The sequence below is a fragment of the Pseudomonas sp. 22085 genome (assembly GCF_052045815.1).
In the GTDB taxonomy this organism is placed as follows: Bacteria; Pseudomonadota; Gammaproteobacteria; order Pseudomonadales; family Pseudomonadaceae; genus Aquipseudomonas; species Aquipseudomonas glycinae.
Map to the genome: position 1 here is coordinate 270,887 of NZ_JBQEQA010000006.1, position 26,813 is coordinate 297,699.

The window sequence follows — 26,813 nt, forward strand, 5'->3', positions numbered from 1 at the left end:
GGGCCGCAGAGCGACCCGGGCTGCATTCCCACGCATAGCGTGGGAACGATCTACGTGAGCGGTAAGAAATAACCGCTCGCCCCGCTTGCGCGGCCCCCTCCTGCTCACTAACGTAGCGGCTTTATTGCGCCCCCAGCCTCTACACCCCGCAGGAGCTTTGCCATGGCCTCGCCAGCCCTTTCACATTTTCTTCCCCGGTTCGGCGTTGCCGCAGCAGTGGCCGGTGTTCTGAGCCTGACCGGTTGTCAGACCTGGAACGCCCAGGACACCCTCCCGCCGACTTCCGGTGTGCAGCCGCTCAAGGGCCTGGCGCAGAACGTTTCGGTGCGCCGCAATGCCATGGGCATGCCGCTGATCGAAAGCAACAGCTTCCACGACGCACTGTTCGCCCTCGGTTACGTGCACGCCAGCGACCGGATCAATCAGATGGTCACCCTGCGCCTGCTGGCTCAGGGCCGTCTGGCGGAAATGTCCGGTTCGTCGATGCTCGACGCCGACCGCTACATGCGCGCCGTCAACCTGAAGAAAAGCGCCGGCGAGCTGTACAAGGCTTCGTCGCCACGGCTCCAGCGCTTCTTTGAGGTTTATGCCCGGGGCGTCAACGCCTACCTGTTCCGCTACGCCGACAAACTGCCGGGGGATCTGGCTTCCAGCGGCTACAAGCCTGAATACTGGAAACCGGAAGATTCGGCGCTGATTTTCTGCCTGCTGAACTTCAGCCAGTCGGCCAACCTGCCGGAAGAAATCGCTTCGCTGGTGTTGGCGCAGACCGTGACCAACGACAAACTGGCGTGGCTGACCCCGTCCGCTCCCGACGAAAACCTGCCGCTGGCCGAGGCCGACAAGCTGCAAGGCATCAAGCTCAACGGGCAGATTCCGGGGCTCACAGAGCTGAGCAACGCCAGCGAACAATTGGCCGCCCTCAACCTGCTGGGCACTCAGTCGTCGAACAACTGGGCCATCGCCCCGCAGCGCAGCCGCAGCGGCAAGAGCCTGCTGGCCAGCGACAGCCATGGCCCGCTGGCCGCGCCGTCGCTGTGGAGTTTCGTGCAGATTCGCGCGCCGAAATACCAGGCCGCCGGCGTGACCGTGGCCGGTCTGCCGATGGTGCTCGGCGGTTTCAACGGCAAAGTGGCGTGGAGCCTGACCAGCGTGCTCGGCGATAACCAGGACCTGTTCCTGGAAAAAATCCGTCGTCAGGGCAGCACGTTGTCCTACGAGGTCAACGGCAAGTGGCAACCGGTTGCGGTGCGCAACGAAACCTACTTCGTCAAAGGCCAGCGGCCGATTCGCGAAGCGGTGTACGAAACCCGCCATGGCGCGCTGCTCAACAGCACCCAGGCTGCCGCTCAGGGCGCAGGCTTTGGCCTGGCCTTGCAGACGCCGAGCTTCACCGACGACAAATCGCTCGATGCGTTTTTTGATCTCAGCCGCGCCCAGAACGTTGAGCGCGCCTCGGACGCCAGCCGGGAAATCCGCGCAATCGCGCTGAATCTGGTGTTTGCCGACGCCAGCAACATTGGCTGGCAAGTCACCGGGCGTTTCCCGAACCGCCGTGAAGGCGAAGGCCTGCTGCCGTCGCCGGGCTGGGAAGGTCGCTACGACTGGGACGGTTACGCCGACCCGATGCTGCACCCGTACGATCAGGATCCGGCCCAGGGCTGGCTCGGCACCGCCAACCAGCGGGTCATTCCCCATGGCTACGGCATGCAACTGTCCAATTCCTGGGCGGCGCCGGAACGTGGCGAGCGCCTGGCCGAACTGGCCGGCAGCGGCAAGCATGACGGTCGCAGTGTGATCGCCATGCAGTACGACCAGACCACCACCTTCGCCGCCAAACTGAAGAAAATGTTCGAGGCACCGGGCATGGCGCAGCCGCTGAAACAGGCGATCGACGCCCTGCCGGAAGCCGAGCGCAGCAAGGCCCGCGAAGCCTATACCCGCTTGATGGCGTTCGATGGCAAGCTCAGCCCGACCTCCGCCGACGCGGCGATCTACGAGTTGTTCCTGCAGGAAAGCATGAAGCAGATCTTCCTCGACGAGCTCGGCCCGCAAGGCAGCCCGGCGTGGAAAGCGTTTATCGCCAATGGCGACCTGTCCTACGCCGCCCAGGCCGATCACTTGCTGGGCCGCGAAGACAGTCCATTCTGGGACGACGCCCGCACCCCGCAAAAAGAAGACAAACCGGCGATCCTCGCCCGCAGTCTGGCGGCAGCGATCAGCGCCGGCGACAGTCAGTTGGGCGGTGATCGCAGAGCCTGGCAGTGGGGCAAACTGCACCGTTACGAGTGGAAGAATGCCAACGGCCAGACCGTTCGCGGGCCAATCGCAGCGGGCGGTGACCATACCACCCTGAACACGGCGGCATTTGCCTGGGGCCAGGACTTCAACACCACCCGTGCGCCGTCGATGCGCTTTATCGTCGACTTCGGTCAGAGCGAACCGCTGATGGGGCAGAACGGGACGGGGCAATCCGGGAATCCGGTAAGCCCGAACTACCTGAACGGCATCGATCCGTGGCTCAAGGGGCAGTACATCGGCTTGCCGATGCAGCCGCAGAACTTTGACCGGGTGTATGGCAAGACGCGGTTGACGCTTACCCCCGGCAAGTAAATCCCCACCTGATCGTTCCCACGTCGAGGCGTCGAACCGTCCGCGTGGGAACGATCATGCGACAGTTCAGAAAAACAATAGAACTTCTGACTTCGCGCCAACCTCATAGCTAACAAGTCTTCCATTCCGGTAACGCCATGGACCTTGTTATCGCCCGCCCCGAAGGTTTGTACTGCCCCGCCGGGGATTTCTATATTGACCCGTGGCGACCCGTCGAGCGCTCGGTCATCACTCATGCCCACGGCGATCATGCCCGTGGTGGCAACCAGCATTACCTGGCCACCAGCGCCGGCGAAGGGATTCTGCGCGCGCGTCTGGGCCAGGACATCAACCTGCAAACCCTCGACTACGGCCAGCGCCTGACCCACCACGGCGTCACCTTGAGTTTTCATCCTGCCGGCCATGTTCTCGGCTCGGCCCAGGTGCGGCTGGAGTACGGCGGCGAAGTCTGGGTCGCGTCCGGCGACTACAAGATCGAACCCGACGGCACTTGCGCGCCGTTCGAACCGGTGCGCTGCCACACCTTCATCACCGAATCGACCTTCGGCCTGCCGATCTACCGCTGGCAGCCGCAGGCGCAGGTATTCGCCGAGATCAATCAGTGGTGGCAGGCCAACATCGAGGCCGGCAAGGCCAGCGTGCTGTTCTGCTATTCGTTCGGCAAGGCCCAGCGGATTCTCCACGGCATCGATGAGACCCTCGGGCCGATCCTCAGCCACGGAGCGGTCGAGCCGCTGAACCGCGTGTACCGCGAGGCCGGCGTCTACCTGCCACCAACGATCTACGCCGGCGAGGTGAAAAAGAACGACCCGATGATGCGCCAGGCGCTGGTCATCGCCCCGCCTTCGGCCGGCGGCAGCAGCTGGATGCGCCGTTTCGGCGATTACAGCGACAGCTTCGCCAGCGGCTGGATGCGCTTGCGCGGCACCCGTCGGCGGCGCGGGGTCGATCGCGGTTTCGTGCTCTCGGATCACGCCGACTGGCCCGGCCTGCTGTGGGCCATCGAACAGACCGGCGCCGAGCGGGTGATGGTCACCCACGGCTCGATTGGCGTGCTGGTGCGCCATCTGCGCGAAAAAGGGCTGGACGCACAAGGGTTCAACACCGAATACGGTGACGATGAGGAGGAGCTTCCTGCCGCCACGCCCGCCGTTGCCGAGGTGCAACCATGAAAGAATTCGCCGGGTTGTACGCCGAACTCGACGCCACCACCTCCAGCAACGCCAAACTGGCGGCCATGCAGACCTACTTCGCCCAGGCGCAACCGCAGGATGCCGCTTGGGCGGTGTACTTCTTGTCCGGCGGGCGGCCGCGGCAACTGGTGCCGGTGCGGATCCTGCGCGATCTCGCGGTCGAAATGTCCGGGTTGGCGCCATGGCTTTTCGAGGAGAGCTATCAAGCGGTCGGCGACCTGGCGGAAACCATCTCGCTGGTGTTGCCGGAACATCCATACACCTCCGAGGCCGGCCTCGCCGAATGGATCGAAGACAAACTGCTGCCCCTGCGCGGTGAAACCCCCGAATACCTCGCCCGTCAGTTGCCCGCACTGTGGGCGCAACTGGATCGGCCGAGCCTGATGTTGTGCATCAAACTGATCACCGGCAGTTTCCGGGTCGGCGTATCCAAACTGCTGGTGACCCGCGCCCTTGCCTCCATGGCCGGGCTGGACAGCAAACGCGTGGCACAAAGACTGGTGGGTTATACCGACCTGTCCAACCGGCCGAACGCTGCCGCTTACCTGAAACTGATCGCCCCCGAATCCAGCGAAGAGCACGCCCAACGCGGCGGCCAGCCCTACCCGTTCTTCCTCGCCCACGCGCTGGCGCAACCGGTGGAAACCTTCGAGGCCCTGCTCGGGCCGCCGAGCAACTGGCAGGTGGAATGGAAGTGGGACGGCATTCGGGCGCAGGTGGTCAAGCGTGACGGAAAATTGTGGGTCTGGTCGCGCGGCGAGGAGTTGGTCACCGAGCGTTTTCCCGAATTCGACACGCTGCTGCACGGGTTGCCCGATGGCACGGTGATCGACGGCGAAATCGTGGTCTGGAAAAACCGGCACCCGGTCACCGAAGATGCTTTCGATCCGCAGTCGACAGAAGCTCCGGCGGTGCAACCCTTCGCGCTGTTGCAGCAACGGATCGGCCGCAAGTCGCTGGACCGCAAAATCCTCGAAGACGCGCCGGTGGTGGTACTCGCCTACGACTTGCTCGAATGGCAGGGCGAAGACTGGCGCAATCAGCCTCAGGCCAAGCGTCGTGAGCAACTGGAGCAGGTCATCGCCCGCTGCAACAACCCGGTGCTGCTACCCTCGCCGATCCTGACGGGAGATGACTGGTTTGACCTCGCCCGTCAGCGCGAGGCCTCCAGGCGCCTGGGAGTCGAAGGCATGATGCTCAAGGCACGGGACGCGATGTACGGCGTCGGCCGCACCAAGGACATGGGCGTGTGGTGGAAATGGAAGGTCGACCCGTTCAGCGTCGACGCGGTGTTGATTTACGCCCAGCGCGGTCACGGTCGCCGCGCCAGCCTTTACAGCGATTACACCTTTGCGGTGTGGGACGGCCCGCCCGGTGCCAGTGCGCGGGCGTTGGTGCCCTTCGCCAAGGCCTATTCCGGGCTGACCGACGCGGAAATGCGCGAAGTCGACAGCATCGTGCGCAAGACCACCGTGGAAAAATTCGGTCCGGTCAGCAGCGTAAAGCCGAGCCTGGTGTTCGAATTGGGCTTCGAAGGCATCGCCCTCTCCCGCCGGCACAAGAGCGGCATCGCCGTGCGCTTCCCGCGCATGTTGCGCTGGCGCCAGGACAAGACCGTGGACGAGGCTGATAGCCTGGCGACCCTGCAAAACCTGTTGGTCTGACTCCTTCCCCCGATACTCCCCCTCACCCCGATCGTTCCCACGCTCCGCGTGGGAATGCCTCAATGGACGCTCTGCGTCCGCTTTGCGACGCGGAGCGTCCCGGGCTGCATTCCCACGCAGAGCGTGGGAACGATCCTCTGAACCATCCTGGTGCAGCTTTTGCGGCGCGCCCGTTTTCGTGCACTGACCGGCCCCGGCATGCACTTGCTGCACCTTTTAAAACACTTGTTCGGGACTCTGGTTCGGAAATTGCTACTTTCTATAAGTCGTAAGCGCTCCAGTAACAATCATTCCGCGCCACAAGCGCTCATATTGGTTCTTAGGGATTGAATAATGAAAAAAGCATTGCTGACCCTTTCTGCACTGGCGTTGTGCATGGCCGCCGGCTCCGCGCTGGCCAAGGAATACAAAGAACTGCGGTTTGGCGTTGACCCTTCCTACGCACCGTTCGAGTCGAAAGCGGCAGACGGCAGCCTGGTTGGCTTCGACATCGATCTGGGCAACGCGATCTGCGCCGAGCTGAAGGTCAAGTGCAAATGGGTCGAAAGTGACTTCGACGGTATGATTCCGGGCCTCAAGGCCAATAAATTCGACGGTGTGATCTCGTCGATGACCGTTACCGAAGCCCGCGAAAAAGTCATCGACTTCTCCAGCGAGCTGTTCTCCGGCCCGACGGCCTACGTGTCGAAAAAAGGTTCGGGCATCACCGACGACGTCGCTTCCCTGAAAGGCAAAACCGTCGGCTACGAGCAAGGCACCATCCAGGAAGCCTATGCCAAAGCCGTGCTGGACAAGGCCGGCGTGAAAACCCAGGCCTATCAGAATCAGGACCAGGTGTATTCCGACCTGACCTCGGGCCGTCTCGATGCGGGCATTCAGGACATGTTGCAGGCCGAACTGGGCTTTCTGAAGTCGCCGCAAGGCGCTGATTATGAAGTCAGCAAGCCGGTCGACAACCACTTGCTGCCAGCCAAGACCGCTGTCGGTATTAAGAAAGGTAACACCGAGCTGAAAGCGCTTTTGGATAAAGGTATCAAAGCGTTACACGATGACGGCAAATACGCCGAGATTCAAAAGAAACACTTTGGCGATCTGAATCTGTACAGCGGCAAATAATGCCCCGGCGCCCATCCTCGATGGGCGCCTTTTTCATTCAGTCAGGTTGCTGATTTATGTTCGAAACCCTCTTACAAAATCTGGGGCTCTCCGCCTTCAGCCTCAAGGGCTTTGGCCCGTTGCTGTTGGAAGGCACCTGGATGACCATCAAATTGTCGGCGTTGTCGCTGCTGGTGGCCGTGTTGCTCGGCCTGCTCGGCGCCAGTGCCAAGCTGTCAAAAATCAAGCTGCTGCGCCTGCCCGCCCAGCTCTACACCACGCTGATTCGCGGGGTGCCGGACCTGGTGCTGATGCTGCTGATCTTCTACAGCCTGCAAACCTGGCTGACGACGCTCACCGATTACCTGGAATGGGAATACATCGAGATCGACCCGTTCAGTGCCGGGGTCCTGACCCTGGGCTTCATTTATGGCGCGTACTTCACTGAAACCTTTCGCGGGGCGATTCTCGCCGTGCCGCGCGGTCAGGTCGAAGCCGCCACCGCCTATGGTCTCAAGCGCGGCCAGCGCTTTCGCTTCGTGGTGTTCCCGCAAATGATGCGCTTCGCCCTGCCGGGCATCGGCAACAACTGGATGGTGATGCTCAAGGCCACCGCGCTGGTTTCGATCATCGGCCTGGCCGATCTGGTCAAGGCCGCACAGGACGCCGGCAAGAGCACCTATCAGCTGTTTTACTTCCTGGTGCTCGCCGCGTTGATTTACCTGCTCATCACCAGTGCCTCGAACTTCATCCTGCGCTGGCTCGAACGTCGCTACGCCGCCGGTGCACGGGAGGCCGTACGATGATCGAACTCCTGCAGGAATACTGGAAAGCCTTCCTTTATACCGACGGCCAGAACATCACTGGCCTGGCGATGACGATGTGGCTGCTCAGCGCCTCGATCTTCTTCGGCTTCATCGTGTCGATTCCGCTGTCGATCGCCCGGGTCTCGCCGCACTTCTACATTCGCTGGCCGGTGCAGTTCTACACCTACCTGTTCCGTGGCACGCCGCTCTATATCCAGCTGCTGATCTGCTACACCGGGATCTACAGCCTGGCCGCCGTGCGCGCGCAGCCGCTGCTCGACAGTTTCTTTCGCGATGCGATGAACTGCACGATCCTGGCCTTCGCCCTCAACACTTGCGCCTACACCACGGAGATTTTCGCCGGGGCGATCCGCAGCATGAACCACGGTGAAGTCGAAGCGGCCAAGGCCTACGGGCTGACCGGCTGGAAGCTGTATGCCTACGTGATCATGCCGTCGGCGCTGCGCCGTTCGTTGCCGTACTACAGCAACGAAGTGATCCTGATGCTGCACTCGACCACCGTGGCCTTCACCGCGACCATCCCCGACATCCTGAAAGTCGCGCGGGACGCCAACTCGGCGACCTTCCTGACCTTTCAGTCGTTCGGCATCGCCGCGCTGATCTACCTGACCATCACCTTTGCGCTGGTCGGCCTGTTCCGCCTTGCCGAACGCCGATGGCTGGCCTTCCTCGGCCCGACCCACTAGGACCCATTAGAGATGCGTCATCAGATACACGACCTGCTGGCCCCGCTGCCGGGGACCGCACGACAGATCCACAGTTTTCACTTTGGCCCGGACAAGGCCCGAGGCAAGATCTACATCCAGTCTTCGCTGCACGCCGACGAACTGCCCGGCATGCTCGTGGCCTGGCACCTCAAGCAGCGCCTGGCGGAGCTGGAAGCCGCCGGCCGCCTGCGTAGCGAAATCGTGCTGGTGCCGGTGGCCAACCCGGTCGGCCTCGAACAGGTGCTGATGGATGTGCCGCTGGGCCGCTACGAATTGGAGAGCGGGCAGAACTTCAACCGCTGGTTTGTCGACCTCAGCGAGGAAATCGGCAACGAGATCGAAACACAGCTGTGCGACGACCCGCAGCGCAACCTTGAGCTGATCCGCGCCAGCCTGCGCAATGCCCTCGCCCGCCAGACCGCCAGCACCCAACTGCAATCCCAGCGCCTGACCCTGCAACGGCTGGCCTGCGATGCGGACATGGTGCTCGACCTGCATTGCGATTTCGAATCCGTGGTTCACCTCTACACAACGCCCGAGGCCTGGCCGCAGGTCGAGCCGCTGGCGCGCTACATCGAATCCCAGGCGAGCCTGTTGGCCACCGACTCCGGCGGCCAGTCGTTCGACGAGTGCTTCACCCTGCTGTGGTGGCAATTGAAGGAGCGCTTCGGCGAACACTTCGAGATTCCGCTCGGCAGCTTTTCGGTCACCGTCGAGTTGCGTGGCCAGGGGGATGTCACCCATCCGCTGGCCAGTAGCGATTGCCAGGCGCTGATCGATTACCTGATTCATTTCGGCGCCATCGTCGGCGAGCCCAAAGCCTTGCCGGCCCTGCCACATCCCGCCACACCTTTGGCCGGCGTAGAACCGGTGGCCACTCCCGTCGGCGGCCTGCTCGTCTACACCGCCACACCCGGCCAGCTTCTGGAAGCCGGGCAGAAAATCGCCGAAATCATCGACCCGATCAGCGACCGGGTCACACCAGTCCATTGCACCGCTTCCGGTCTGCTCTATGCCCGCTCGTTGCGGCGCATGGCCACCGCCGGGATGGTGATCGCCCACGTCGCGGGCGCCGAAGCCTATCGCAGCGGCTATCTACTTTCGCCTTGAGGATGCCTGTCCCATGTACAAATTGACCGTTGAAGGCCTGCACAAAAGCTATGGCGACCATCAGGTGCTCAAAGGCGTCTCGCTCAAGGCCAGGACCGGTGACGTGATCAGCCTGATCGGCGCCAGCGGCTCGGGCAAAAGCACCTTTTTGCGCTGCATCAACTTTCTCGAACAACCCAACGACGGCGCAATGAGCCTCGACGGCCAGGCGATCCGCATGGTTACCGACCGCCACGGCATGCACGTCGCCGACCCCAATGAACTGCAACGCCTGCGCACCCGGCTGGCGATGGTGTTCCAGCACTTCAACCTGTGGAGCCACATGACCGTGCTGGAAAACATCACCATGGCCCCGCGCCGGGTGCTGGGCTGCAGCAAACAGGAAGCCGACGACCGCGCCCGGCGTTATCTGGAAAAGGTCGGCCTGCCGGCACGGGTGGCCGATCAGTACCCGGCGTTTCTCTCCGGCGGCCAGCAACAGCGGGTGGCCATTGCCCGGGCATTGGCCATGGAGCCGGAAGTCATGCTGTTCGACGAACCGACGTCGGCACTCGACCCGGAGCTGGTCGGCGAAGTGCTCAAGGTGATTCAGGGCCTGGCCGAAGAAGGCCGGACCATGATCATGGTCACCCATGAAATGAGCTTTGCGCGCAAGGTCTCGAGCCAGGTGCTGTTCCTGCATCAGGGGCTGGTGGAAGAAGAAGGCGCACCCGAAGAAGTGCTGGGCAATCCGAAAAGCGAACGCCTGAAGCAATTCCTCAGCGGCAATCTCAAGTAAAACTATTGCCCGGCCGGCGCGGTCATTGAAGGAACACCTTCAGAGCACACGTCGCCGGCATGGGCACTTCCACCGACTTCGCCAAATACTGGTTCAGCGCCCGCGACTGGAAGCCTTTCGCCTTTCAAAAACAGGTGTGGGCCGCGGTCAAGCGTGGCGAATCCGGCCTGCTGCACGCCAGTACCGGCGCCGGTAAAACCTACGCGGTGTGGTTTGCCGCGCTCAATCGGTTTGCCCGCTCCAGGCCTGCTGCTGAAACCACCCGCAAACGCCCACCGCCGGCCGAACCGCTGACAGTCTTGTGGATCACCCCCATGCGCGCGCTGGCTGCCGACACCGCGCGCGCCCTGCAAGCGCCGCTGGACGATCTGCAGATTCCCTGGAGCGTCGGCCTGCGCACCGGCGACACCGGCAGCAGCGAACGCGCCCGGCAGAACCGGCGCCTGCCCACCACGCTGATCACCACCCCGGAAAGCCTGACCCTGATGCTCGCCCGGGCCGACGCGCAAACGGCCCTGTCGACGCTGCGTATGGTCGTGGTGGATGAGTGGCACGAATTGCTCGGCAACAAGCGCGGCGTGCAATTGCAACTGGCCCTCGCCCGGCTACGGCGCTGGCAGCCGGGGCTGATCGTCTGGGGCGTTTCCGCGACGCTCGGCAATCAGTCCCACGCCGAACAGGTGCTGATCCCACAGGGCGGTGGCGTGAGTATTCAGGGGCAAAGCGAAAAGTCGCTCAAGGTCGATACCCTGCTCCCGCCGGCCATCGAACGATTTCCCTGGGCCGGGCACATCGGTCTGAAGATGTTGCCGCAGGTGGTCGCCGAACTGGACGTCTGCGCCAGCAGCCTGGTGTTCACCAACACCCGGGCGCAATCGGAAATCTGGTATCAGGCCTTGCTGGAAGCGCGGCCGGACTGGGCCGGTTTGATTGCCCTGCACCACAGCTCTCTGTCCCGCGACACCCGCGACTGGGTCGAGCAGGCGCTGAAGAACGGTCAACTCAAAGCCGTGGTCTGCACTTCAAGCCTGGATCTGGGGGTGGATTTCCTGCCGGTGGAGCGGGTGCTGCAGATTGGCTCGGCCAAAGGCGTGGCGCGACTGATGCAGCGTGCCGGGCGTTCGGGGCATGCGCCCGGCAGAACGTCGCGGGTCACCCTGGTGCCGACCCACAGCCTGGAGCTGATCGAAGCTGCGGCCGCTGGCGATGCCGTGGCACAGCGGCGGATCGAACCGCGACTGTCACCGCACAAACCGCTGGATGTGCTGGTGCAACATCTGGTCAGCATGGCCCTGGGCGGTGGCTTTGTTCCCGATGAGCTGTACGAAGAAGTCCGTGGTGCCTGGGCCTATCGCGACCTGACACCAGCAGACTGGGCCTGGGCGCTGGCGTTCGTACGCCACGGCGGGATGTCGCTGACGGCGTACCCGGATTACCGCCGGGTCGAGCCGGATGAGCACGGAATCTGGCGCGTTCCCGATGCGCGACTGGCGCGCCGCCATCGCATGAGCATCGGCACCATCGTCAGCGATGCCAGCATTCACCTGAAATTCTGGAGCAAGGGCGGTGGCGGCAAACAACTGGGCAGCGTGGAAGAAAGCTTCATCGCACGCCTGAAACCCGGTGATGGTTTTCTGTTCGCCGGACGCTTGCTGGAACTGGTGCGGGTGGAAAACATGACCGCCTACGTCAAACGCAGCACCGCAAAAAAAGCCGCCGTACCGCGCTGGAATGGCGGACGCATGCCGCTCTCCAATGAATTGGCCGAAGCCGTGGTCAGCCGCTTCAGCGCGGCGGCACACGGTGAGTTTGCCGGCCCGGAAATGCACGCCTTGCGCCCGCTGCTGGAAACACAGATGCGCTGGTCGGGCCTGCCGACAGACAACAACCTACTGGCCGAAGTGCTGAAATCCCGCGAAGGCTGGCACCTTTTCCTCTACCCGTTTGCCGGACGCCAGGTGCATCTGGGGCTGGCCAGCCTGCTGGCGTGGCGGGTCAGTCAGCGCTTGCCTGTGACCTTCTCGATTGCGGTCAACGATTACGGACTGGAACTGCTCAGCGCCACGCCCGTTGACTGGTCTGTACAGCTGAATCAGGCCCTGCTCAGTCCCGAAGGTTTGTTGAGGGATGTGCTGGCCAGCCTCAACGCGGGCGAACTGGCGCTGCGCAGGTTTCGGGAAATCGCGCGGATAGCCGGCCTGGTGTTCGCCGGTTACCCCGGTGCACCGAAAAGCACCCGTCAGGTGCAGGCCTCCAGTGGGCTGTTTTTTGAAGTGTTCAAACAATACGACGCCGACAACCTGCTACTGGCCCAGGCCGGGGAAGAAGTCCTGCGGGAAGAACTGGATATACGACGACTGGAACAGACACTGGAGCGAATCAACCGGATGAAACTGGACATGCACCTGATCAAACGTCCGACACCGCTCGGCTTTCCATTGCTGGTGGAGCGCATGCGCGAAAGCATGAGTTCGGAAAAACTTGCCGACCGGATCCGGCGCATGGTCGGCGATCTGGAGAAAACCGCCGACACAGGCCGATCCTGATGAACGCGCCCTACCCCGTGCGTCTGGCAGGCGAAGAACTCTGGTTGCTGCCGGAAAAGGCGCTGTACTGGCCGGCGCAACAGGCGCTGCTGATTGCCGACGTGCATTTCGGCAAGGCGGCCGCTTATCGTCGACTTGGCCAACCGGTGCCGCAGGGCACTACGACGAGCAACATCGCGGTGATCGAGCAATTGCTGGCGAAGCTGCCGTGTCGGCAACTGATCTTTCTGGGGGACTTTCTGCACGGACCTGGCTCCCACGCCCCCGACACGTTGCAGGCTTTGGCGCAGTGGCGGGCGCGTCATGCCGACCTGCCGATGACGCTGATTCGCGGCAATCACGACAAGCGGGCGGGCGATCCGCCGCTAGCGCTGAACATCCGGGTGGTGCCAGAGCCGTTGCTGCTAGGGCCCTTCGCGTTGCAACACGAGCCGGATCCGCACCCTGAGCGGCACGTCCTCGCAGGGCACGTACACCCGGTTTATCGATTGATCGGCAAGGGGCGTCAGCGTTTGCGGCTGGCGTGTTTCAGGCTAGGAGAACGCATCAGCCTGCTGCCGGCCTTCGGCGCCTTTACCGGAGGTTACCCGGTGGAGAAGGAAGACAGCTGTCGGATCTTTGTCATTGGCGACAACGAAATATGGCCCGTCGGCTGAAGTCCTGTTCAGGATTCAGCCGACGAACCATACGTTCAATCAGGCGACGGGCGCGGGTGGCGGTTTGTCCGGCAACGTCGGTTCGCCGGGCTCGGTCGGTTCTTCGTTGGGGGTATCGGGATCGGGCTGGTGAGGGATTCCGCCGGCCGTGGTGATGGGTGGGTGTGCCAGCAACGACCAGGCCATTACGCCAACCTGATTGGGCTCGAGCCTTGCCAGTTCGGCAGTGATTTGCGGATCGATCTTCATGGAGCACTCCTCGGCGAAGGCCCGTCCCGCTGTTCGCGAAACGGGCAGTACACCTCATAGAGTGTCTACCCGCCGAAGAATTCCCGGTAACTGCCGGATGGACGGATCAGGTACGCGGCAGGGTCACGCCACGCTGGCCCTGGTACTTGCCGGCGCGATCCTTGTAGGAGACTTCGCATTCCTCGTCGGATTCGAGGAACAGCATCTGCGCCACGCCTTCGTTGGCGTAGATCTTCGCCGGCAGGTTGGTGGTGTTGGAGAACTCCAGGGTCACCTGGCCTTCCCACTCGGGCTCGAGCGGGGTGACGTTGACGATGATGCCGCAACGGGCGTAAGTGCTCTTGCCCAGGCAGATGGTCAGGACGTTGCGTGGAATACGGAAGTATTCAACGGTCGTGGCCAGGGCGAAGGAGTTCGGCGGAATGATGCAGACGTCGCTGTGGACGTCGACAAAACTGCCGGCGTCGAAGTTTTTCGGATCGACGATGGCCGAATTGATGTTGGTGAACACCTTGAAATGATTGGTGCAACGCACATCGTAGCCGTAGCTCGACACACCGTAGGAGATCACACGGCTGTCGTCGCTGCCACGTACCTGGCGCTCGACGAACGGCTCGATCATGCCGTGTTCCTGCGCCATGCGGCGAATCCACTTGTCCGATTTGATGCTCATGGCGGGTGTCCTGAATAGCGAGGTGGAAAAAATCTGTCCGGCATCTTACCGGGCGCGCCGCCGGGTTCAAAGTCCGCGCTGCAAATCTCGGCGAACGTGCAGGAATTACGCGGCCTGGCGACGAACCGTCACACCGTCGATCCCTAAAACAGAGAAACCTTCGCAAGAAGCATTGGCACGTTCCGGAAAAAGGGTTAAGGTGGCGCCACTGTGCTGCTTGTGTCACTGAGAATCTCTACACGATATGTTGAATTTCGATCCAACCATCTACAAGAATTTTTCCTGCTCTTTGCACTCAGTCTCGGCCAGGGTTCTTCCTGAGTCGCAGTTATCTTTGTTCAAGGAGTTACACCATGTCTAATCGCCAAACCGGTACCGTTAAGTGGTTCAACGATGAAAAAGGCTTCGGCTTCATCACCCCACAATCCGGTGACGACCTGTTCGTTCACTTCAAAGCTATCCAATCCGACGGCTTCAAAAGCCTGAAAGAAGGCCAACAGGTTTCTTTCATCGCTACCCGCGGTCAGAAAGGCATGCAAGCTGAAGAAGTACAAGTTATCTAACTTGTAGCTTCTTTAGAAAAAGGCCCCGCCCTCAAAAGCGGGGCTTTTTTGTGGGCGTCCGTTTTTCCGGGCGCAAAAAAAATCGCAGCCTTCGTAGGCTGCGATCTTTTTTGTTGTTTACCAGGCGACGCCGAAGCCGGCGGTGTAGCGGGTTTTGCTCAGATCCGCGTCCTCGGTGCCGCTGATGATGTCGCGTTCGGCCTTGAGGTTGAGCGAGGCCCAGTCGGTAACTTTGTAGCGCAGGCCCATTTCCGCATCCAGCGCGTAGTCGGCCACGCCGGACAACGGCTTGCCGACCTCGCCATTGGTGAAGAACTCGACCTTCTTGCCGATCAGGTAGCGGTTGTAGTCCCACTTCATGGCGACCGAATAGAAGTTGTCCTTGCTGCCATCGCGGTACTCGTAATCGGTTCGGTTGAGCAGCGAACCCAGGGAGAACGCTCCCAGTTCATCGTCCCAGAACTGGTAACCCGGACCGGTACCGACCACGCGCTGGCGGGCCAGCTCTTCAATGTGATCACGCTTGTAGTTCAGGCGGCCCTGCCAGAACCATTGATCAGTGAGGAAGCGGTCGAGCGAGTACTCGGCGCGCCAGTTATCGGTGGTGGTCACGTCGTCCTGCACTTCGCGGTTGTATTCGCCCTCGGCGGTATGGCGCCAGCGGCCGTGACGAGCAGTGGTCTTGAAGCCGACATCGTAATCATCGGTATCTTTCTCGGCACGCTGGTAGTCGAGCGCCAGGTCGACGTTGCCCTTCCACACCAGATCCTCGACCACCGGTTTGGGCTTGAGAATCTGCTGAATGCTCGCCAGTTCCACGGTTTTCGGCGCTTCGCCGTTGGCCAGGGTGACCTTGCCGTCTTCGGCGGCGCTCAGCGACTTGGCCTTCTCGCCATTGTAGGCGTCCTGTTTGACCAGCAACTCCTGATCACTTTCCAGGGTCTTGACCTGCTTCCAGTCGATGGTGACGGCACCGGCGTACTGGGTCTGGACCAGCAACTTGCCGCCGTCGAACAGCGTGATTTTGCCGCTCAGCTTGTCACCGTTCTTCAACCAGACGGTGTCGGCAAGCAAGGGTGTGGACGCACTGAAAACAGCAAGGCACAGCAGGGTTCTGGACAACATAAGCGAATCGAAGACTCAAGTTTGCGAAAAAAGGGTCGGCATTATCCGTAGGAATAATTCCCTGACAAGGAGTGACCCGGCTAATTCTGTTGAGTTCATTTCTCAATTGACCCTCCACCGATTACGCTTAAGCACATAACGCGATCAAGTTCAGGAACCGCGCACGTGACAGACCCGATGCATGCCTGCGAAAACGATCCGCAAATCCGACGCACGGCACTCTATTCCACCCTCGCCCAAGTGCCTGAAGGCAAAGTCGTCAGCTATGGTCAGTTGGCCGAACTGGCGGGGTTGGGGCGCGCCGCCCGCTGGGTCGGCCGGACCCTGAGCCAATTGCCCGGCGACACCAAACTGCCCTGGCACCGCGTACTCGGCGCCGGCGGTCGGATCAGCCTGCCGGTGGGCAGCCCGTCCGGGGACGAACAGCGTGCGCGATTGCGCATGGAGGGCATCACCGTCCTGAACAATCGTGTGGATATTCGGCGCCATGGCTGGCGTCCGGTAGAGCACAGCGGTTAGAGTGCGCGCTTTGTTTTCGCAATCTTGAGGCAGACTTCAGCCCATGCCCCGTAAAACCTGGCGCGCCGCGCTCGCCGCCTATGCCAGTCCTTCGACGCTCGTGCTGTTGTTGCTGGGTTTCGCCGCCGGCCTGCCGTACATGCTGGTGTTCTCGACACTTTCGGTCTGGCTGCGTGAAGCCGGTGTGGCCCGTGAGACGATCGGCTACGCCAGCCTGATCGGTCTGGCCTACGCCTTCAAATGGGTCTGGTCGCCCCTGCTCGACCAATGGCGCCTGCCGTTGCTGGGCAAGCTGGGACGTCGCCGTTCGTGGCTGGTGCTCTCACAGACGCTGGTAATCCTCGGCCTGATCGGCATGGGTTTTTGTGACCCGCAGAAACACCTGTCCTGGCTGATCGCTATCGCAGTGGTGGTTGCATTCGCCTCCGCCACCCAGGATATCGCCGTCGACGCCTATCGCCTGGAAATCGCCGAAGACAGCCGTCAGGCCGCGCTCGCCGCCAGTTACATGTCCGGTTATCGGGTTGCAGCGCTGCTGGCGACTGCCGGTGCACTGTTCTTCGCCGAGGGCTTCGGTTCCACCGGTTTCAACTACCAGCACTCCGCCTGGACCGGCACTTACGTGCTGTTCGGCGCCCTGATGGTGCCGGCCCTGCTTACCACCTTGCTGATGCGCGAGCCGCCGGTGCCGTTGCGCACCCAGTTGCAGGCCGGGCGCTACACCTTCATGCATCAGTTGATGTCAGTGTTCGTGCTGATCATTTTGCTGGTATCTGTGCCGGCGATGTTTACCCAGCTCTACAACACCGATTTCGCCAGCGTGCTGTTTGGTGACATGAGTCCGCTGGACCTGCTGCTGGAAGACCGGGCGTTCCTGCGTGCGATCCTCTACACCACGCTGACCTGCCTGTGCCTCTCGGCCATGGGCCGTCGCGGTCTGGCGCCGGTACTGACACCGGTCAACGACTTCATCCTGCGCTACCGCTGGCAGGCGTTGCTGCTGCTCGGCCTGATCGCCACCTATCGAATGTCCGACACGGTGATGGGCGTGATGGCCAACGTGTTCTACATCGACCAGGGCTTTACCAAGGACCAGATCGCCAGCGTCAGCAAGATCTTCGGCCTGATCATGACCCTCGTTGGCGCCGGCATGGGCGGTCTGCTGATCGTGCGCTTCGGCATCCTGCCGATCCTGTTCATCGGCGGTGCCGCGTCGGCGGGTACCAATCTGCTGTTCCTGATGCTCGCCGACATGGGCCCGAACCTGCAGATGCTGGTGGTGACGATCTCCCTCGACAACTTCAGCTCCGGCCTGGCCACCTCGGCGTTCGTCGCCTACCTGTCGAGCCTGACCAACCTGAAGTTCTCCGCCACCCAGTACGCCCTGCTGAGCTCGATCATGCTCCTGCTACCGCGCCTGATCGGCGGCTACTCCGGGGTGATGGTGGAAAAATTCGGCTATCACAACTTCTTCCTGATCACCGCGCTGCTCGGCGTTCCGACCCTGGTGCTGATCGCCCTGCACTGGTTCCAGGAAAGCCGCCGAGAAGGCCCGACGCCGACGCCGGAACCCGCACCGACCTCCGTCGTGGAAGAATCGTAAGACATCTCGCACCCGGCGAGAGGGTTCGCGCCGGGGCTGCACTTCTGTACGTCGGCGGATCTCGCCGTTACACTGCTCCGTCATTTCCAGTCATAGCAACCGACAACGGCCAACCATGCGCACCAGTCAATTTTTGCTCGCCACACAGAAAGAAACGCCTTCCGACGCGGTCGTGATCAGCCACCAGCTGATGCTGCGCGCCGGCATGATCCGCAAACTCGCCTCGGGCCTGTACACCTGGCTGCCGATGGGCTTGCGAGTGATGCGCAAGGTGGAAGCCATCGTTCGCGAAGAAATGGACGCCGCCGGCTCTCTGGAAGTGTTGATGCCGAGCACCCAACCGGCCGAGCTGTGGCAGGAATCGGGGCGCTGGGAAGAATACGGCCCAGAACTGCTGCGCATCAAAGACCGCCACGGTCGTGATTTCTGCGCGGGCCCGACCCACGAAGAAGTGATCACCGATCTGATGCGCAACGAGTTGAGCAGCTATAAACAGTTGCCGATCAACCTGTACCAGATCCAGACCAAATTCCGTGACGAAATCCGTCCACGCTTCGGCCTGATGCGCGGTCGCGAATTCATCATGAAGGACTCCTACTCGTTCCATGCGGATCAGGCGTCGCTGCAGATCACTTATGACCGCATGCACGATGCGTACTGCAACATCTTCACCCGCCTGGGCCTGAAATTCCGTCCGGTGGAAGCCGACAACGGTTCGATCGGTGGCGCCGGTTCCCACGAATTCCACGTGCTGGCCGAGTCCGGCGAAGACGATATCGTCTTCAGCAACGGTTCCGACTACGCCGCGAACATCGAGAAGGCCGAAGCCGTGCCGCGTGAAACCTCGCGCGCCGCGCCAGGCGAAGAGCTGCGCCTGGTCGACACACCAGACACCAAGACCATCGCGGCCCTGGTGGAGAAATTCAATCTGCCGATTGAAAAGACCATCAAGACCCTGATCGTGCATGCCGAAGAAGAAGGCAAGCTGATCGCTCTGATCATCCGTGGCGACCACGAACTGAACGAAATCAAGGCTGCCAATCAGCCAGGCGTTGCCAGCCCGCTGGTCATGGCTTCCGATGCCGAACTGCGTGACGCCATTGGCGCCGGCGCCGGTTCCCTCGGCCCGCTGAACCTGCCGCTGCCGATCATCATCGACCGTTCGGTCGAACTGATGAGCGACTTCGCCATCGGTGCCAACATCGACGACAAGCACTACTTCGGCGTGAACTGGGAGCGTGATCTGCCGGTTCCGACCGTGGCCGACCTGCGCAACGTGGTGGCCGGCGACCCGAGCCCGGACGGCAAGGGCACCCTGGAAATCAAGCGCGGCATCGAAGTCGGACACATCTTCCAGCTGGGCAACAAGTACAGCAAGGCGATGAAGTGCGAAGTGCTGGGCGAGAACGGCAAGCCGGTGACCCTGGAAATGGGTTGCTACGGCATTGGCGTGTCCCGCGTGGTGGCTGCCGCCATCGAGCAGAACAACGACGAGAACGGCATCATCTGGAGCGACGCCCTGGCACCGTTCCAGATCGCTCTGGTGCCACTGCGCTATGAAACCGAGCTGGTGCGTGAAGCCACCGACAAGCTGTACGCGGAACTGACCGCGGCCGGCTTCGAAGTGCTGCTGGACGACCGCGACAAGAAAACCAGCCCGGGCATCAAGTTCGCGGACATGGAGCTGATCGGCATTCCACACCGGATCGTGGTCAGCGACCGCGGCCTCGCCGAAGGCAACCTGGAATACAAGAGCCGTACCGAAGGCCAGGCGCAAGCGCTGCCGGTTGCCGACGTGCTGTCCTTCCTTCAGGCCCGTATCCGCCGCTGAAACCAGATAGAGACGTCATGTTCAAGCGAAACACCTTAGGCCTCGGTGGTGCCGCCCTGTGCGGCACCCTGCTGGTCAGCGGCTGTGCCAATCACATGTCACAACGCAGCGAGCACGAGGAACGTGTCGAGCGCAAACTGCTCGATCACAGCCTGCAGATCGATGTCGGCGAGCCCAAGGTGCTTGAGCTGCCGCAACGGCGCGTGAAGATCAACGAACAGAAGACTTTCGAAGTCACCGAGTTCGAGGTCACCCGCCATTACGACCGTTACACGCCTTACCAGCCATGGCGGGAGATCTACGAGATCCCGCTGGGCGCGGTGGCGGTGGTCGGCGGCATCGGCGCGAACGTGGTCAACGTGTTTGCCCTCGGCAATCTGCCCGACAGCGTGACACGGGACTGGCTCAGCTACGGTTTCGCCGGGCTCAACCCGTTCATGAACGTGCAATCCAACGGTCGCGCGCAGCAGAACCTGGCCGGCATCGATGAAGTCCAGCGCGACAAGCGCACGGAGTATTCGAGCCTGCCCTGGAGCGAGCGTCCGGTTCAGGTCAAGGCTGGTAAACAGACCTTCGACATGACCACCGATCGCAACGGCGTGCTGCGTCTGAACCTGCTGGACAGCCCGTTCGCCGAAAACGACCTCAATCATGTGGGCAAACTGCAGATCAGCGTCGAAGACGGCAAAGATGACGTGCATTCCGATTCGTCCCTGGCGATCAGCACTCACCTGCGCGGCAAGCTGCTGGAGGCTCACGGGCTGATCTACGACGATCTGGAAGACGACGAAGTGAGCCAGTGGGTGCACCGGGTCAAGCGTCTGTCGGAACTGGGTCTGGAAGAGGAAGCCAGTGAGCTGGAACAAAGCCTGATCGAACTGACCCGCAACGATCCCGAGTTGCAAGCTGAATTCCTCAAGTCCCTGACCCGGGATGCGGGGCGTCTGGTGGCGGATCCGGGGCCGAACTGAATCCCCTGAAAAATTGCCCGAACCTGCTTCGGGCATTTTTTTGTCCGTCTATCGCTCGAACAACTCCATTTGTTCGAACCCGCCGCGTAAATCCTCCAGCCGCACGCCCACTCCCAATAGCCGCACCGGTTTGCCACCGCGATTGAACGCCTGCGTCAGCATCAACTGGTAACTGCCCAGATCCCGCCCTGCCCCGGCCTGCTCAAGTGTGGTCTGGGTGAAATCGTGAAACTTCACTTTGACGAACGGCTTGCCCGGCCGGTAGCTGCTGTCGATCCGCGCCATGCGGGTTTTCAGGGTTTCCAGTAGTTCCGGAAGCTTGTCGAGGCAGCTGCGCAGATCCGGCAGATCGACGTCGTAGGTGTTTTCGACGCTGATCGACTGACGACGACTGTCGTTGTGCACCAACCGCTCATCGATCCCACGGGCCAGACTCCACAAGCGCTCGCCGAAACTGCCGAATTCCCGCACCAGCGCCAGCTTGTCCCACTCGCGCAATTGCAGGCAGTCATTGATACCCAGCTTGCCCAGCTTATCGGCCGTGACCTTGCCCACCCCGTGCAACTTGCTCACCGGCAGGCCACTGACGAAGTCTTCGACTTGATCGGGGGTAATCACGAACAAGCCGTTCGGCTTTTTCCAGTCGCTGGCGATCTTGGCCAGAAACTTGTTGGGCGCCACGCCGGCGGAGACAGTGATGTGCAACTGATTGGAAACCCGGCGGCGAATGTCCTGGGCGATCCGCGTGGCGCTGCCGGCAAAATGCGCGCTGTCCGAGACGTCGAGATAAGCTTCGTCCAGAGAAAGCGGTTCGATCAGGTCAGTGTAATCGCGAAAGATCGTGTGAATTTCCTTCGACGCCTCGCGATAGGCGTCCATTCGCGGCTTGACGATGGTCAGGTCCGGGCACAGCTTCAGGGCGTGTCCGGACGACATCGCCGAGCGAACCCCGTAAGCCCGCGCCTCATAGTTGCAGGTGGCAATCACTCCGCGCCGATCCGCCGAGCCACCCACCGCCAACGGCTTGCCGGCGAGGCTCGGGTCATCCCGCATCTCGATGGCAGCGTAGAAACAGTCACAGTCGACGTGGATGATTTTTCGCTGAGTCATGACAGAAAAGGAAACATGGCGAGCCGGACCGGCAGTATCTCACTGACACCTGTATATAGCACCAGTGGTACGAATGTTCTTTTCAGTTTGTAGGAAAGGGAGTTTGAATTTATTTCCTCAATCGAAAACCAACCTCCAATAGAGCTGAAACCCTTGCCCTGCCTGACCTGCAGCCTCTGAAAAGACCGTCCGTCAGCGCTAACCGATTGAAGCTGAACAGGTTTTATCCGAATTGAAGGTTGACACCCCCGCGTTCCTCTGTAGAATGCCGCCACACAGACGCGGGATGGAGCAGTCTGGTAGCTCGTCGGGCTCATAACCCGAAGGTCGTCGGTTCAAATCCGGCTCCCGCAACCAAACATCAAAAAAGGCCAATCGAAAGATTGGCCTTTTTTGTGCGTGTCTGTTTTTCGGATCCAGTCGCGCCAAGCGGAAATCGTTCCGATTCCGAAACTTAGCGCTTGCCCTGCGACCGTTTGCCGCGATTGCACACTTATTTGACCCTTCTCGGGATTATCGGTTGACACCCCGTCGTTCGCCTGTAGAATGCCGCCACACAGACGCGGGATGGAGCAGTCTGGTAGCTCGTCGGGCTCATAACCCGAAGGTCGTCGGTTCAAATCCGGCTCCCGCAACCAAACATCAAAAAAGGCTACTCGAAAGAGTGGCCTTTTTTGTATCTGTGGAAAAAGTCCTTTCGCAACAATGATCTGTCACTGTGCAGTACCGTTCAGGATCTGAAGACCCGCCAAGTTGCGACTATGCTTGAAGTCGCGGGCAAGGCGTCTGCAATCCAGGAGCTGCCCTCGCCGATACCCGGTGAGAGGCGTAGTATTTTGTGATTATTTTTTTCTACAGGGATTGGTAACTTGGCTGGATACCTCCATCCTGTCGCGCACAATCCAAGAGGTGATTGATGCGCGCCAACTCGTCTGATTCACAAGACACCGTCACAGCAAACCCACCGATCAAACCTGAGCGTTTGCGCCTGCTGGATCGGATCAGCAAATACCGGCAACCGATCGGTCTGGCGGTCACTTTGCTGCTGTTCGCCATTGCGCTGATTGCCTGTCGCCATCTGCTCAGCGAACTCGATCTCGACGCCTTGCACGACTCGATTCTCGACGTGCCGAAACCGGCCCTGCTCGGTGCCCTCGGTGCGACGGTCGTCGGCTTCATTATCCTGCTCGGCTATGAATGGTCGGCCAGTCGTTATGCCCGCGTGACGCTGGCGCCGAAAGTACTGGCGCTGGGCGGTTTCACCGCGTTTGCCATCGGCAACGCCATCGGCCTGTCGATGCTGTCCGGTGGGTCGGTGCGTTACCGTTTATATGCACGACATGGCCTGGGCGCTTCCGAAGTCGCGCACATGACCCTGTTCGCCAGCCTGTCGCTGGGCTGCGCCCTGCCGCCGCTGGCCGCGCTTGCGACCCTGAGCAACCTGCCCGCCGCGTCACAGGCACTGGGGCTGTCCGAGACCTTGCTGGGCACGATTGCCGGCGTGGTGCTGCTGCTCGGCGCGATCCTGGCCATCGGCATCTATCGCCGTCGCCTGCCGGAGCAGCCTTACCCGGACAACCTGCTGGTCCGGGCCGGTCGTCGCACCCTGCGTCTGCCGGGTCGTCGCCTGACGTTCCTGCAACTGGTCATCACCGCCCTCGACGTGGCTGCCGCTGCGACCGTCCTTTATCTGCTGCTACCGGAAGCGCCGCCCTTCGGCGCGTTCCTGCTGGTTTACTTGCTGGCCCTGGCCGCCGGCGTACTCAGTCACGTTCCGGGCGGTGTGGGGGTCTTCGAAGCGATTCTGCTGGCCGCGTTCGCCGACAAGCTCGGCGCCGCGCCACTGGCCGCTGCCCTGCTCCTGTATCGCCTGATTTATGTGGTGCTACCGTTGCTGGTGGCCTGCGTGCTGCTGCTGCTCAATGAAGGCCAGCGCCTGTTTCAGTCGCAGACCATGCGTGCAGCCTCCGGTCTGGCGGCACCGATTCTCGCGGTGCTGGTGTTCCTGTCCGGCGTGGTGCTGCTGTTTTCCGGCGCGACGCCAGAGATCGACACCCGCCTGGAACATATCGGCTTTCTGATTCCTCACCGTCTGGTCGACGCCTCGCACTTTGGCGCCAGCCTGATCGGCGTGCTGTGCCTGATGCTCGCTCAAGGCCTGCGTCGCCGGTTATCGGCGGCGTGGATGCTGACCACCATTCTGTTGCTGGTGGGCGCCCTGCTCTCGCTGCTCAAGGGTTTCGACTGGGAAGAAGCGACCCTGATGACCCTCACCGCCGCGCTGCTGGGGGTTTTCCGTCGTTCGTTCTATCGCCCGAGCCGTCTGACCGAACTGCCGTTCTCGCCGCTGTATCTGGTCGCCAGCCTGTGCGTACTCGGTGCTTCGACCTGGCTTTTGCTGTTCGCTTATCAGGACGTCCCTTACAGCCATCAACTGTGGTGGCAGTTCACCCTCGACGCCGACGCCCCGCGCGGCTTGCGCTCGCTGCTCGGCGCCGCCGTGTTGCTGCTGGTGATTGCCCTGACCTGGCTGCTGCGCACTGCTCGCCCGGTGATTCACCTGCCGACACCCGATGAGCTGGAACGCGCCTCGAAAATTCTGATGGCCTCCTCGCAACCGGACGGTGGCCTGGCCCTGACCGGTGACAAGGCGCTGCTGTTTCATCCCAACGACGAAGCCTTCCTGATGTACGCCCGTCGCGGCCGCAGCCTCGTGGCCCTGTACGACCCGATCGGCCCCGGCCAGCAACGGGCCGAAATGATCTGGCAGTTCCGCGACCTGTGCGACATCCATCACGCCCGCCCGGTGTTCTATCAGGTGCGCGCCGAGAACCTGCCGTACTACATGGACATCGGCCTGACCGCGATCAAGCTCGGCGAAGAAGCCCGGGTCGATCTGCATCGCTTTGACCTGGAAGCCAAGGGCAAGGAGATGAAGGACCTGCGCTACACCTGGAACCGTGGCACCCGCGACGGCCTTTCGCTGGAAATCCATGAGCCAGGCCAGGCGCCGATGGATGAGCTCAAGGTGATTTCCGATGCCTGGCTGACCGGCAAGAACGTGCGCGAGAAAGGCTTCTCCCTCGGCCGTTTCAGCGACGATTACCTGAAGCATTTCCGCATCGCGGTGATTCGCTTCGAAGGCCGCCCGGTGGCGTTCGCCAACCTGCTCGAGACCTACAGCCATGACCTGGCCAGTCTCGATCTGATGCGCGCGCACCCGGACGCCCCCAAGCTGACCATGGAATTCATGATGGTCGGTCTGATTCAACACTATAAGAGTCACGGATACGCGCGCTTCAGCCTGGGCATGGTGCCGCTGTCGGGGTTGCAACCCCGGCGCGGGGCACCGCTGACCCAGCGACTGGGCTCGATGGTTTTCCGCCGTGGTGAGCAGTTGTACAACTTCCAAGGCTTGCGCCGCTTCAAAGACAAGTTCCAGCCTGACTGGGAACCCCGTTATATGGCCGTGCCCGCCGGACTCGATCCGCTGGTGGCGCTGGCCGACACTGCTGCCCTGATCGCGGGCGGCTTGACTGGATTGGTGAAACGCTGATGATTCAACGCTCCCTGAAGTACATCCTGGTGGCACTGCTGGTGCTGGCCGCGATTGCCGGTGGCGGTTTCTGGTACCTCAAACGCCCGGCACCGGAACCGACCCTCGAACAGCTCAACCCGGCCGACGGTGCTGCCATGACCCGGGTCATCCCCGGCACCAAGCCCAAGGCGCAGGTGCTGGTGGCGGTCAACGACGACCAGAAACTCAGCGACAAACAACTGAGCACCCTGAGCCGCAGCGCCTCGGCTCAAATTGTCCAGGTGATCCTGCCCAAGGACTGCCTGCTGCAAAGCCGCGCCCTGCAGGCCGGCCTGCGTGAACTGAACGGCCCGGCGACGCTGGTCAGCGGCATCGGCCCCGGCGCCGTGCTGGCGTGGCGCTGGCTGTCCGAGCAGAAGGACGACAAGGCTCAAGCCGTATCGGTCGACCTGGCCCTGGAAAAACCCGGCTGCACCCACCTGCTGCCAAAAGCCGCCGCCCACGGCCACTGGCTGGTGGCGTGGAACGACAACCCGGACGACACCAGCGCCGGTTTCGTGCGCGATCAACCGAACGCCGAAACCAGCATCAGCGACTACGACATCAACCTGCCGCAAGTGCTGAACAACGAACTGCGCAAGATCCTCGTCGGCGGCGACAAGGCCAACGGTGGCCTGCAGATCCCGGTGGTGGAAGTCCCGGCCGGCCAGGCCAAGGACACCGTGACCCTGTTCCTGTCCGGTGACGGCGGCTGGCGCGATCTGGACCGCGACGTGGCCGGCGAAATGGCCAAGATCGGCTACCCGGTGGTCGGCATCGACACCCTGCGCTACTACTGGCAGCACAAGAGCCCGGAACAAAGCGCCCTGGACCTGACCGAACTGATGCAGCACTACCGCCAGAAGTGGGGCACCAAACGCTTCATCCTGACCGGTTACTCGTTCGGCGCCGACGTTCTGCCGGCCATCTACAACCGCCTGCCGGAAACCGAGCAGCAACGCGTCGACGCAATCATCCTGCTGGCCTTCGCCCGCACCGGCAGCTTCGAAATCGAAGTCGAAGGCTGGCTCGGCAACGCCGGCAAAGAAGCCGCCACCGGCCCGGAAATGGCCAAGCTGCCACCGGCCAAGGTCGTGTGCATCTACGGTGAAGAAGAAACCGACGAAAGCGGCTGCACCGACAAGACCGCGGTGGGCGAAGCAGTGAAGCTGCCTGGCGGCCACCACTTCGACGAGAACTACCCGGCACTGGCCAAGCGTTTGGTGGACTTGATCGAGAAGCGCCAGAACACGGCGCAGGTGGCGGAAGAGTGATCTGAAGCGCCCCCCCCAAAAAAGCCCCCGCAACTTCACAGTTGCGGGGGCTTTTTCGTTTTGGCAAACGCCCGAGATCCTTGTGGGAGCCGGGCTTGCCCGCGATGGCGATGGGTCAGGCAGCTGATT

General features: G+C 61.8%; 21 protein-coding genes and 2 tRNA genes. 19 read left to right on the forward strand and 4 right to left on the reverse strand.

From position 1 onward, the window contains the following. Nucleotides 1-162 precede the first annotated feature (162 nt). The 10 genes from ACTJK7_RS09680 to pdeM all read left to right on the forward strand — a co-directional run bounded on the left by ACTJK7_RS09680 (nucleotide 163) and on the right by pdeM (nucleotide 13,189). Nucleotides 163-2,613, forward strand: a complete 2,451-nt coding sequence (locus tag ACTJK7_RS09680) for a penicillin acylase family protein (protein ID WP_440780733.1) — start codon at nucleotides 163-165, stop codon at nucleotides 2,611-2,613. A 137-nt stretch (nucleotides 2,614-2,750) separates the two neighbouring features. Next, nucleotides 2,751-3,785: a ligase-associated DNA damage response exonuclease gene (locus ACTJK7_RS09685; RefSeq protein ID WP_108559898.1), complete on the forward strand. Its 1,035-nt coding sequence runs from the start codon at nucleotides 2,751-2,753 to the stop codon at nucleotides 3,783-3,785. Continuing rightward, nucleotides 3,782-5,470: an ATP-dependent DNA ligase gene (locus tag ACTJK7_RS09690; RefSeq protein ID WP_108559897.1), complete on the forward strand. Its 1,689-nt coding sequence runs from the start codon at nucleotides 3,782-3,784 to the stop codon at nucleotides 5,468-5,470. Before ACTJK7_RS09685 ends, ACTJK7_RS09690 begins: the two co-directional genes overlap by 4 nt. A gap of 333 nt (nucleotides 5,471-5,803) precedes the next feature. Further along, a complete protein-coding gene (locus ACTJK7_RS09695; protein WP_011332769.1) occupies nucleotides 5,804-6,586 on the forward strand; it encodes a transporter substrate-binding domain-containing protein in 783 nt (260 codons plus the stop codon). A gap of 56 nt (nucleotides 6,587-6,642) precedes the next feature. Next, entirely contained in the window at nucleotides 6,643-7,371 is a 729-nt protein-coding gene (locus ACTJK7_RS09700; protein ID WP_011332768.1) for an ABC transporter permease, read from the forward strand. After that, nucleotides 7,368-8,078, forward strand: a complete 711-nt coding sequence (locus ACTJK7_RS09705; RefSeq protein WP_011332767.1) for an ABC transporter permease — start codon at nucleotides 7,368-7,370, stop codon at nucleotides 8,076-8,078. Before ACTJK7_RS09700 ends, ACTJK7_RS09705 begins: the two co-directional genes overlap by 4 nt. A 12-nt stretch (nucleotides 8,079-8,090) precedes the next feature. Next, entirely contained in the window at nucleotides 8,091-9,209 is a 1,119-nt protein-coding gene (locus ACTJK7_RS09710) for a succinylglutamate desuccinylase/aspartoacylase family protein (RefSeq protein ID WP_323150772.1), read from the forward strand. Nucleotides 9,210-9,222: 13 nt separating this feature from the next. Further along, nucleotides 9,223-9,987 carry an ABC transporter ATP-binding protein gene (locus tag ACTJK7_RS09715; protein WP_064382916.1) on the forward strand — a complete coding sequence of 255 codons (765 nt, stop codon included), beginning with the start codon at nucleotides 9,223-9,225 and terminating at the stop codon, nucleotides 9,985-9,987. Nucleotides 9,988-10,046: 59 nt separating this feature from the next. Then, entirely contained in the window at nucleotides 10,047-12,533 is a 2,487-nt protein-coding gene (locus ACTJK7_RS09720) for a ligase-associated DNA damage response DEXH box helicase (protein ID WP_323150771.1), read from the forward strand. After that, nucleotides 12,533-13,189, forward strand: a complete 657-nt coding sequence (gene pdeM, locus ACTJK7_RS09725) for a ligase-associated DNA damage response endonuclease PdeM (protein ID WP_064382914.1) — start codon at nucleotides 12,533-12,535, stop codon at nucleotides 13,187-13,189. Before ACTJK7_RS09720 ends, pdeM begins: the two co-directional genes overlap by 1 nt. A gap of 39 nt (nucleotides 13,190-13,228) precedes the next feature. Here the strand turns inward: pdeM and ACTJK7_RS09730 are convergent, their stop codons facing one another. After that, nucleotides 13,229-13,438, reverse strand: a complete 210-nt coding sequence (locus ACTJK7_RS09730; RefSeq protein ID WP_011332763.1) for a hypothetical protein — start codon at nucleotides 13,436-13,438, stop codon at nucleotides 13,229-13,231. A gap of 106 nt (nucleotides 13,439-13,544) precedes the next feature. Further along, nucleotides 13,545-14,111 carry a dCTP deaminase gene (gene dcd / locus ACTJK7_RS09735; protein ID WP_007954988.1) on the reverse strand — a complete coding sequence of 189 codons (567 nt, stop codon included), beginning with the start codon at nucleotides 14,109-14,111 and terminating at the stop codon, nucleotides 13,545-13,547. A 353-nt stretch (nucleotides 14,112-14,464) separates the two neighbouring features. On the opposite strand from dcd, the gene ACTJK7_RS09740 reads away from it, so the two are divergent. Next, nucleotides 14,465-14,674, forward strand: a complete 210-nt coding sequence (locus ACTJK7_RS09740; protein WP_002554837.1) for a cold-shock protein — start codon at nucleotides 14,465-14,467, stop codon at nucleotides 14,672-14,674. Between the two features lie 117 nt (nucleotides 14,675-14,791). Here the strand turns inward: ACTJK7_RS09740 and ACTJK7_RS09745 are convergent, their stop codons facing one another. Then, nucleotides 14,792-15,799 (reverse strand): DUF481 domain-containing protein, encoded by a 1,008-nt coding sequence (locus tag ACTJK7_RS09745; protein ID WP_011332762.1) that lies wholly within the window; start codon nucleotides 15,797-15,799, stop codon nucleotides 14,792-14,794. A 177-nt stretch (nucleotides 15,800-15,976) separates the two neighbouring features. Here ACTJK7_RS09745 and ACTJK7_RS09750 point away from each other — a divergent pair, with 177 nt between their 5' ends. The 4 genes from ACTJK7_RS09750 (at nucleotide 15,977) to ACTJK7_RS09765 (ending at nucleotide 20,723) form a co-directional block, all read left to right on the forward strand. Beyond that, complete coding sequence (locus ACTJK7_RS09750) at nucleotides 15,977-16,318, forward strand: MGMT family protein (RefSeq protein WP_234420624.1); 342 nt, start codon at nucleotides 15,977-15,979, stop codon at nucleotides 16,316-16,318. A gap of 43 nt (nucleotides 16,319-16,361) precedes the next feature. Further along, on the forward strand, nucleotides 16,362-17,921 hold the full coding sequence (locus ACTJK7_RS09755) for an AmpG family muropeptide MFS transporter (RefSeq protein ID WP_064379072.1): 1,560 nt from the start codon (nucleotides 16,362-16,364) through the stop codon (nucleotides 17,919-17,921). A gap of 115 nt (nucleotides 17,922-18,036) precedes the next feature. Continuing rightward, complete coding sequence (locus tag ACTJK7_RS09760; RefSeq protein ID WP_108559889.1) at nucleotides 18,037-19,752, forward strand: proline--tRNA ligase; 1,716 nt, start codon at nucleotides 18,037-18,039, stop codon at nucleotides 19,750-19,752. A gap of 17 nt (nucleotides 19,753-19,769) precedes the next feature. Beyond that, complete coding sequence (locus ACTJK7_RS09765) at nucleotides 19,770-20,723, forward strand: hypothetical protein (RefSeq protein ID WP_011332758.1); 954 nt, start codon at nucleotides 19,770-19,772, stop codon at nucleotides 20,721-20,723. Nucleotides 20,724-20,771: 48 nt separating this feature from the next. On the opposite strand, the gene dinB is transcribed toward ACTJK7_RS09765, so the two are convergent. Further along, nucleotides 20,772-21,833, reverse strand: a complete 1,062-nt coding sequence (gene dinB / locus ACTJK7_RS09770) for a DNA polymerase IV (protein ID WP_064379074.1) — start codon at nucleotides 21,831-21,833, stop codon at nucleotides 20,772-20,774. A gap of 280 nt (nucleotides 21,834-22,113) precedes the next feature. Here dinB and ACTJK7_RS09775 point away from each other — a divergent pair. From ACTJK7_RS09775 to ACTJK7_RS09790, 4 genes are all read left to right on the forward strand, one after another. Next, nucleotides 22,114-22,190: transfer RNA gene (locus ACTJK7_RS09775), tRNA-Met, on the forward strand. A 204-nt stretch (nucleotides 22,191-22,394) separates the two neighbouring features. After that, a tRNA-Met gene (locus ACTJK7_RS09780) sits at nucleotides 22,395-22,471 on the forward strand. A gap of 278 nt (nucleotides 22,472-22,749) precedes the next feature. After that, nucleotides 22,750-25,389 (forward strand): bifunctional lysylphosphatidylglycerol flippase/synthetase MprF, encoded by a 2,640-nt coding sequence (gene mprF, locus ACTJK7_RS09785; protein WP_085655596.1) that lies wholly within the window; start codon nucleotides 22,750-22,752, stop codon nucleotides 25,387-25,389. Beyond that, complete coding sequence (locus tag ACTJK7_RS09790) at nucleotides 25,389-26,684, forward strand: virulence factor family protein (protein ID WP_108559887.1); 1,296 nt, start codon at nucleotides 25,389-25,391, stop codon at nucleotides 26,682-26,684. The genes mprF and ACTJK7_RS09790 overlap by 1 nt, the downstream gene beginning before the upstream one ends. The last annotated feature ends 129 nt before the right edge of the window (nucleotides 26,685-26,813 follow it).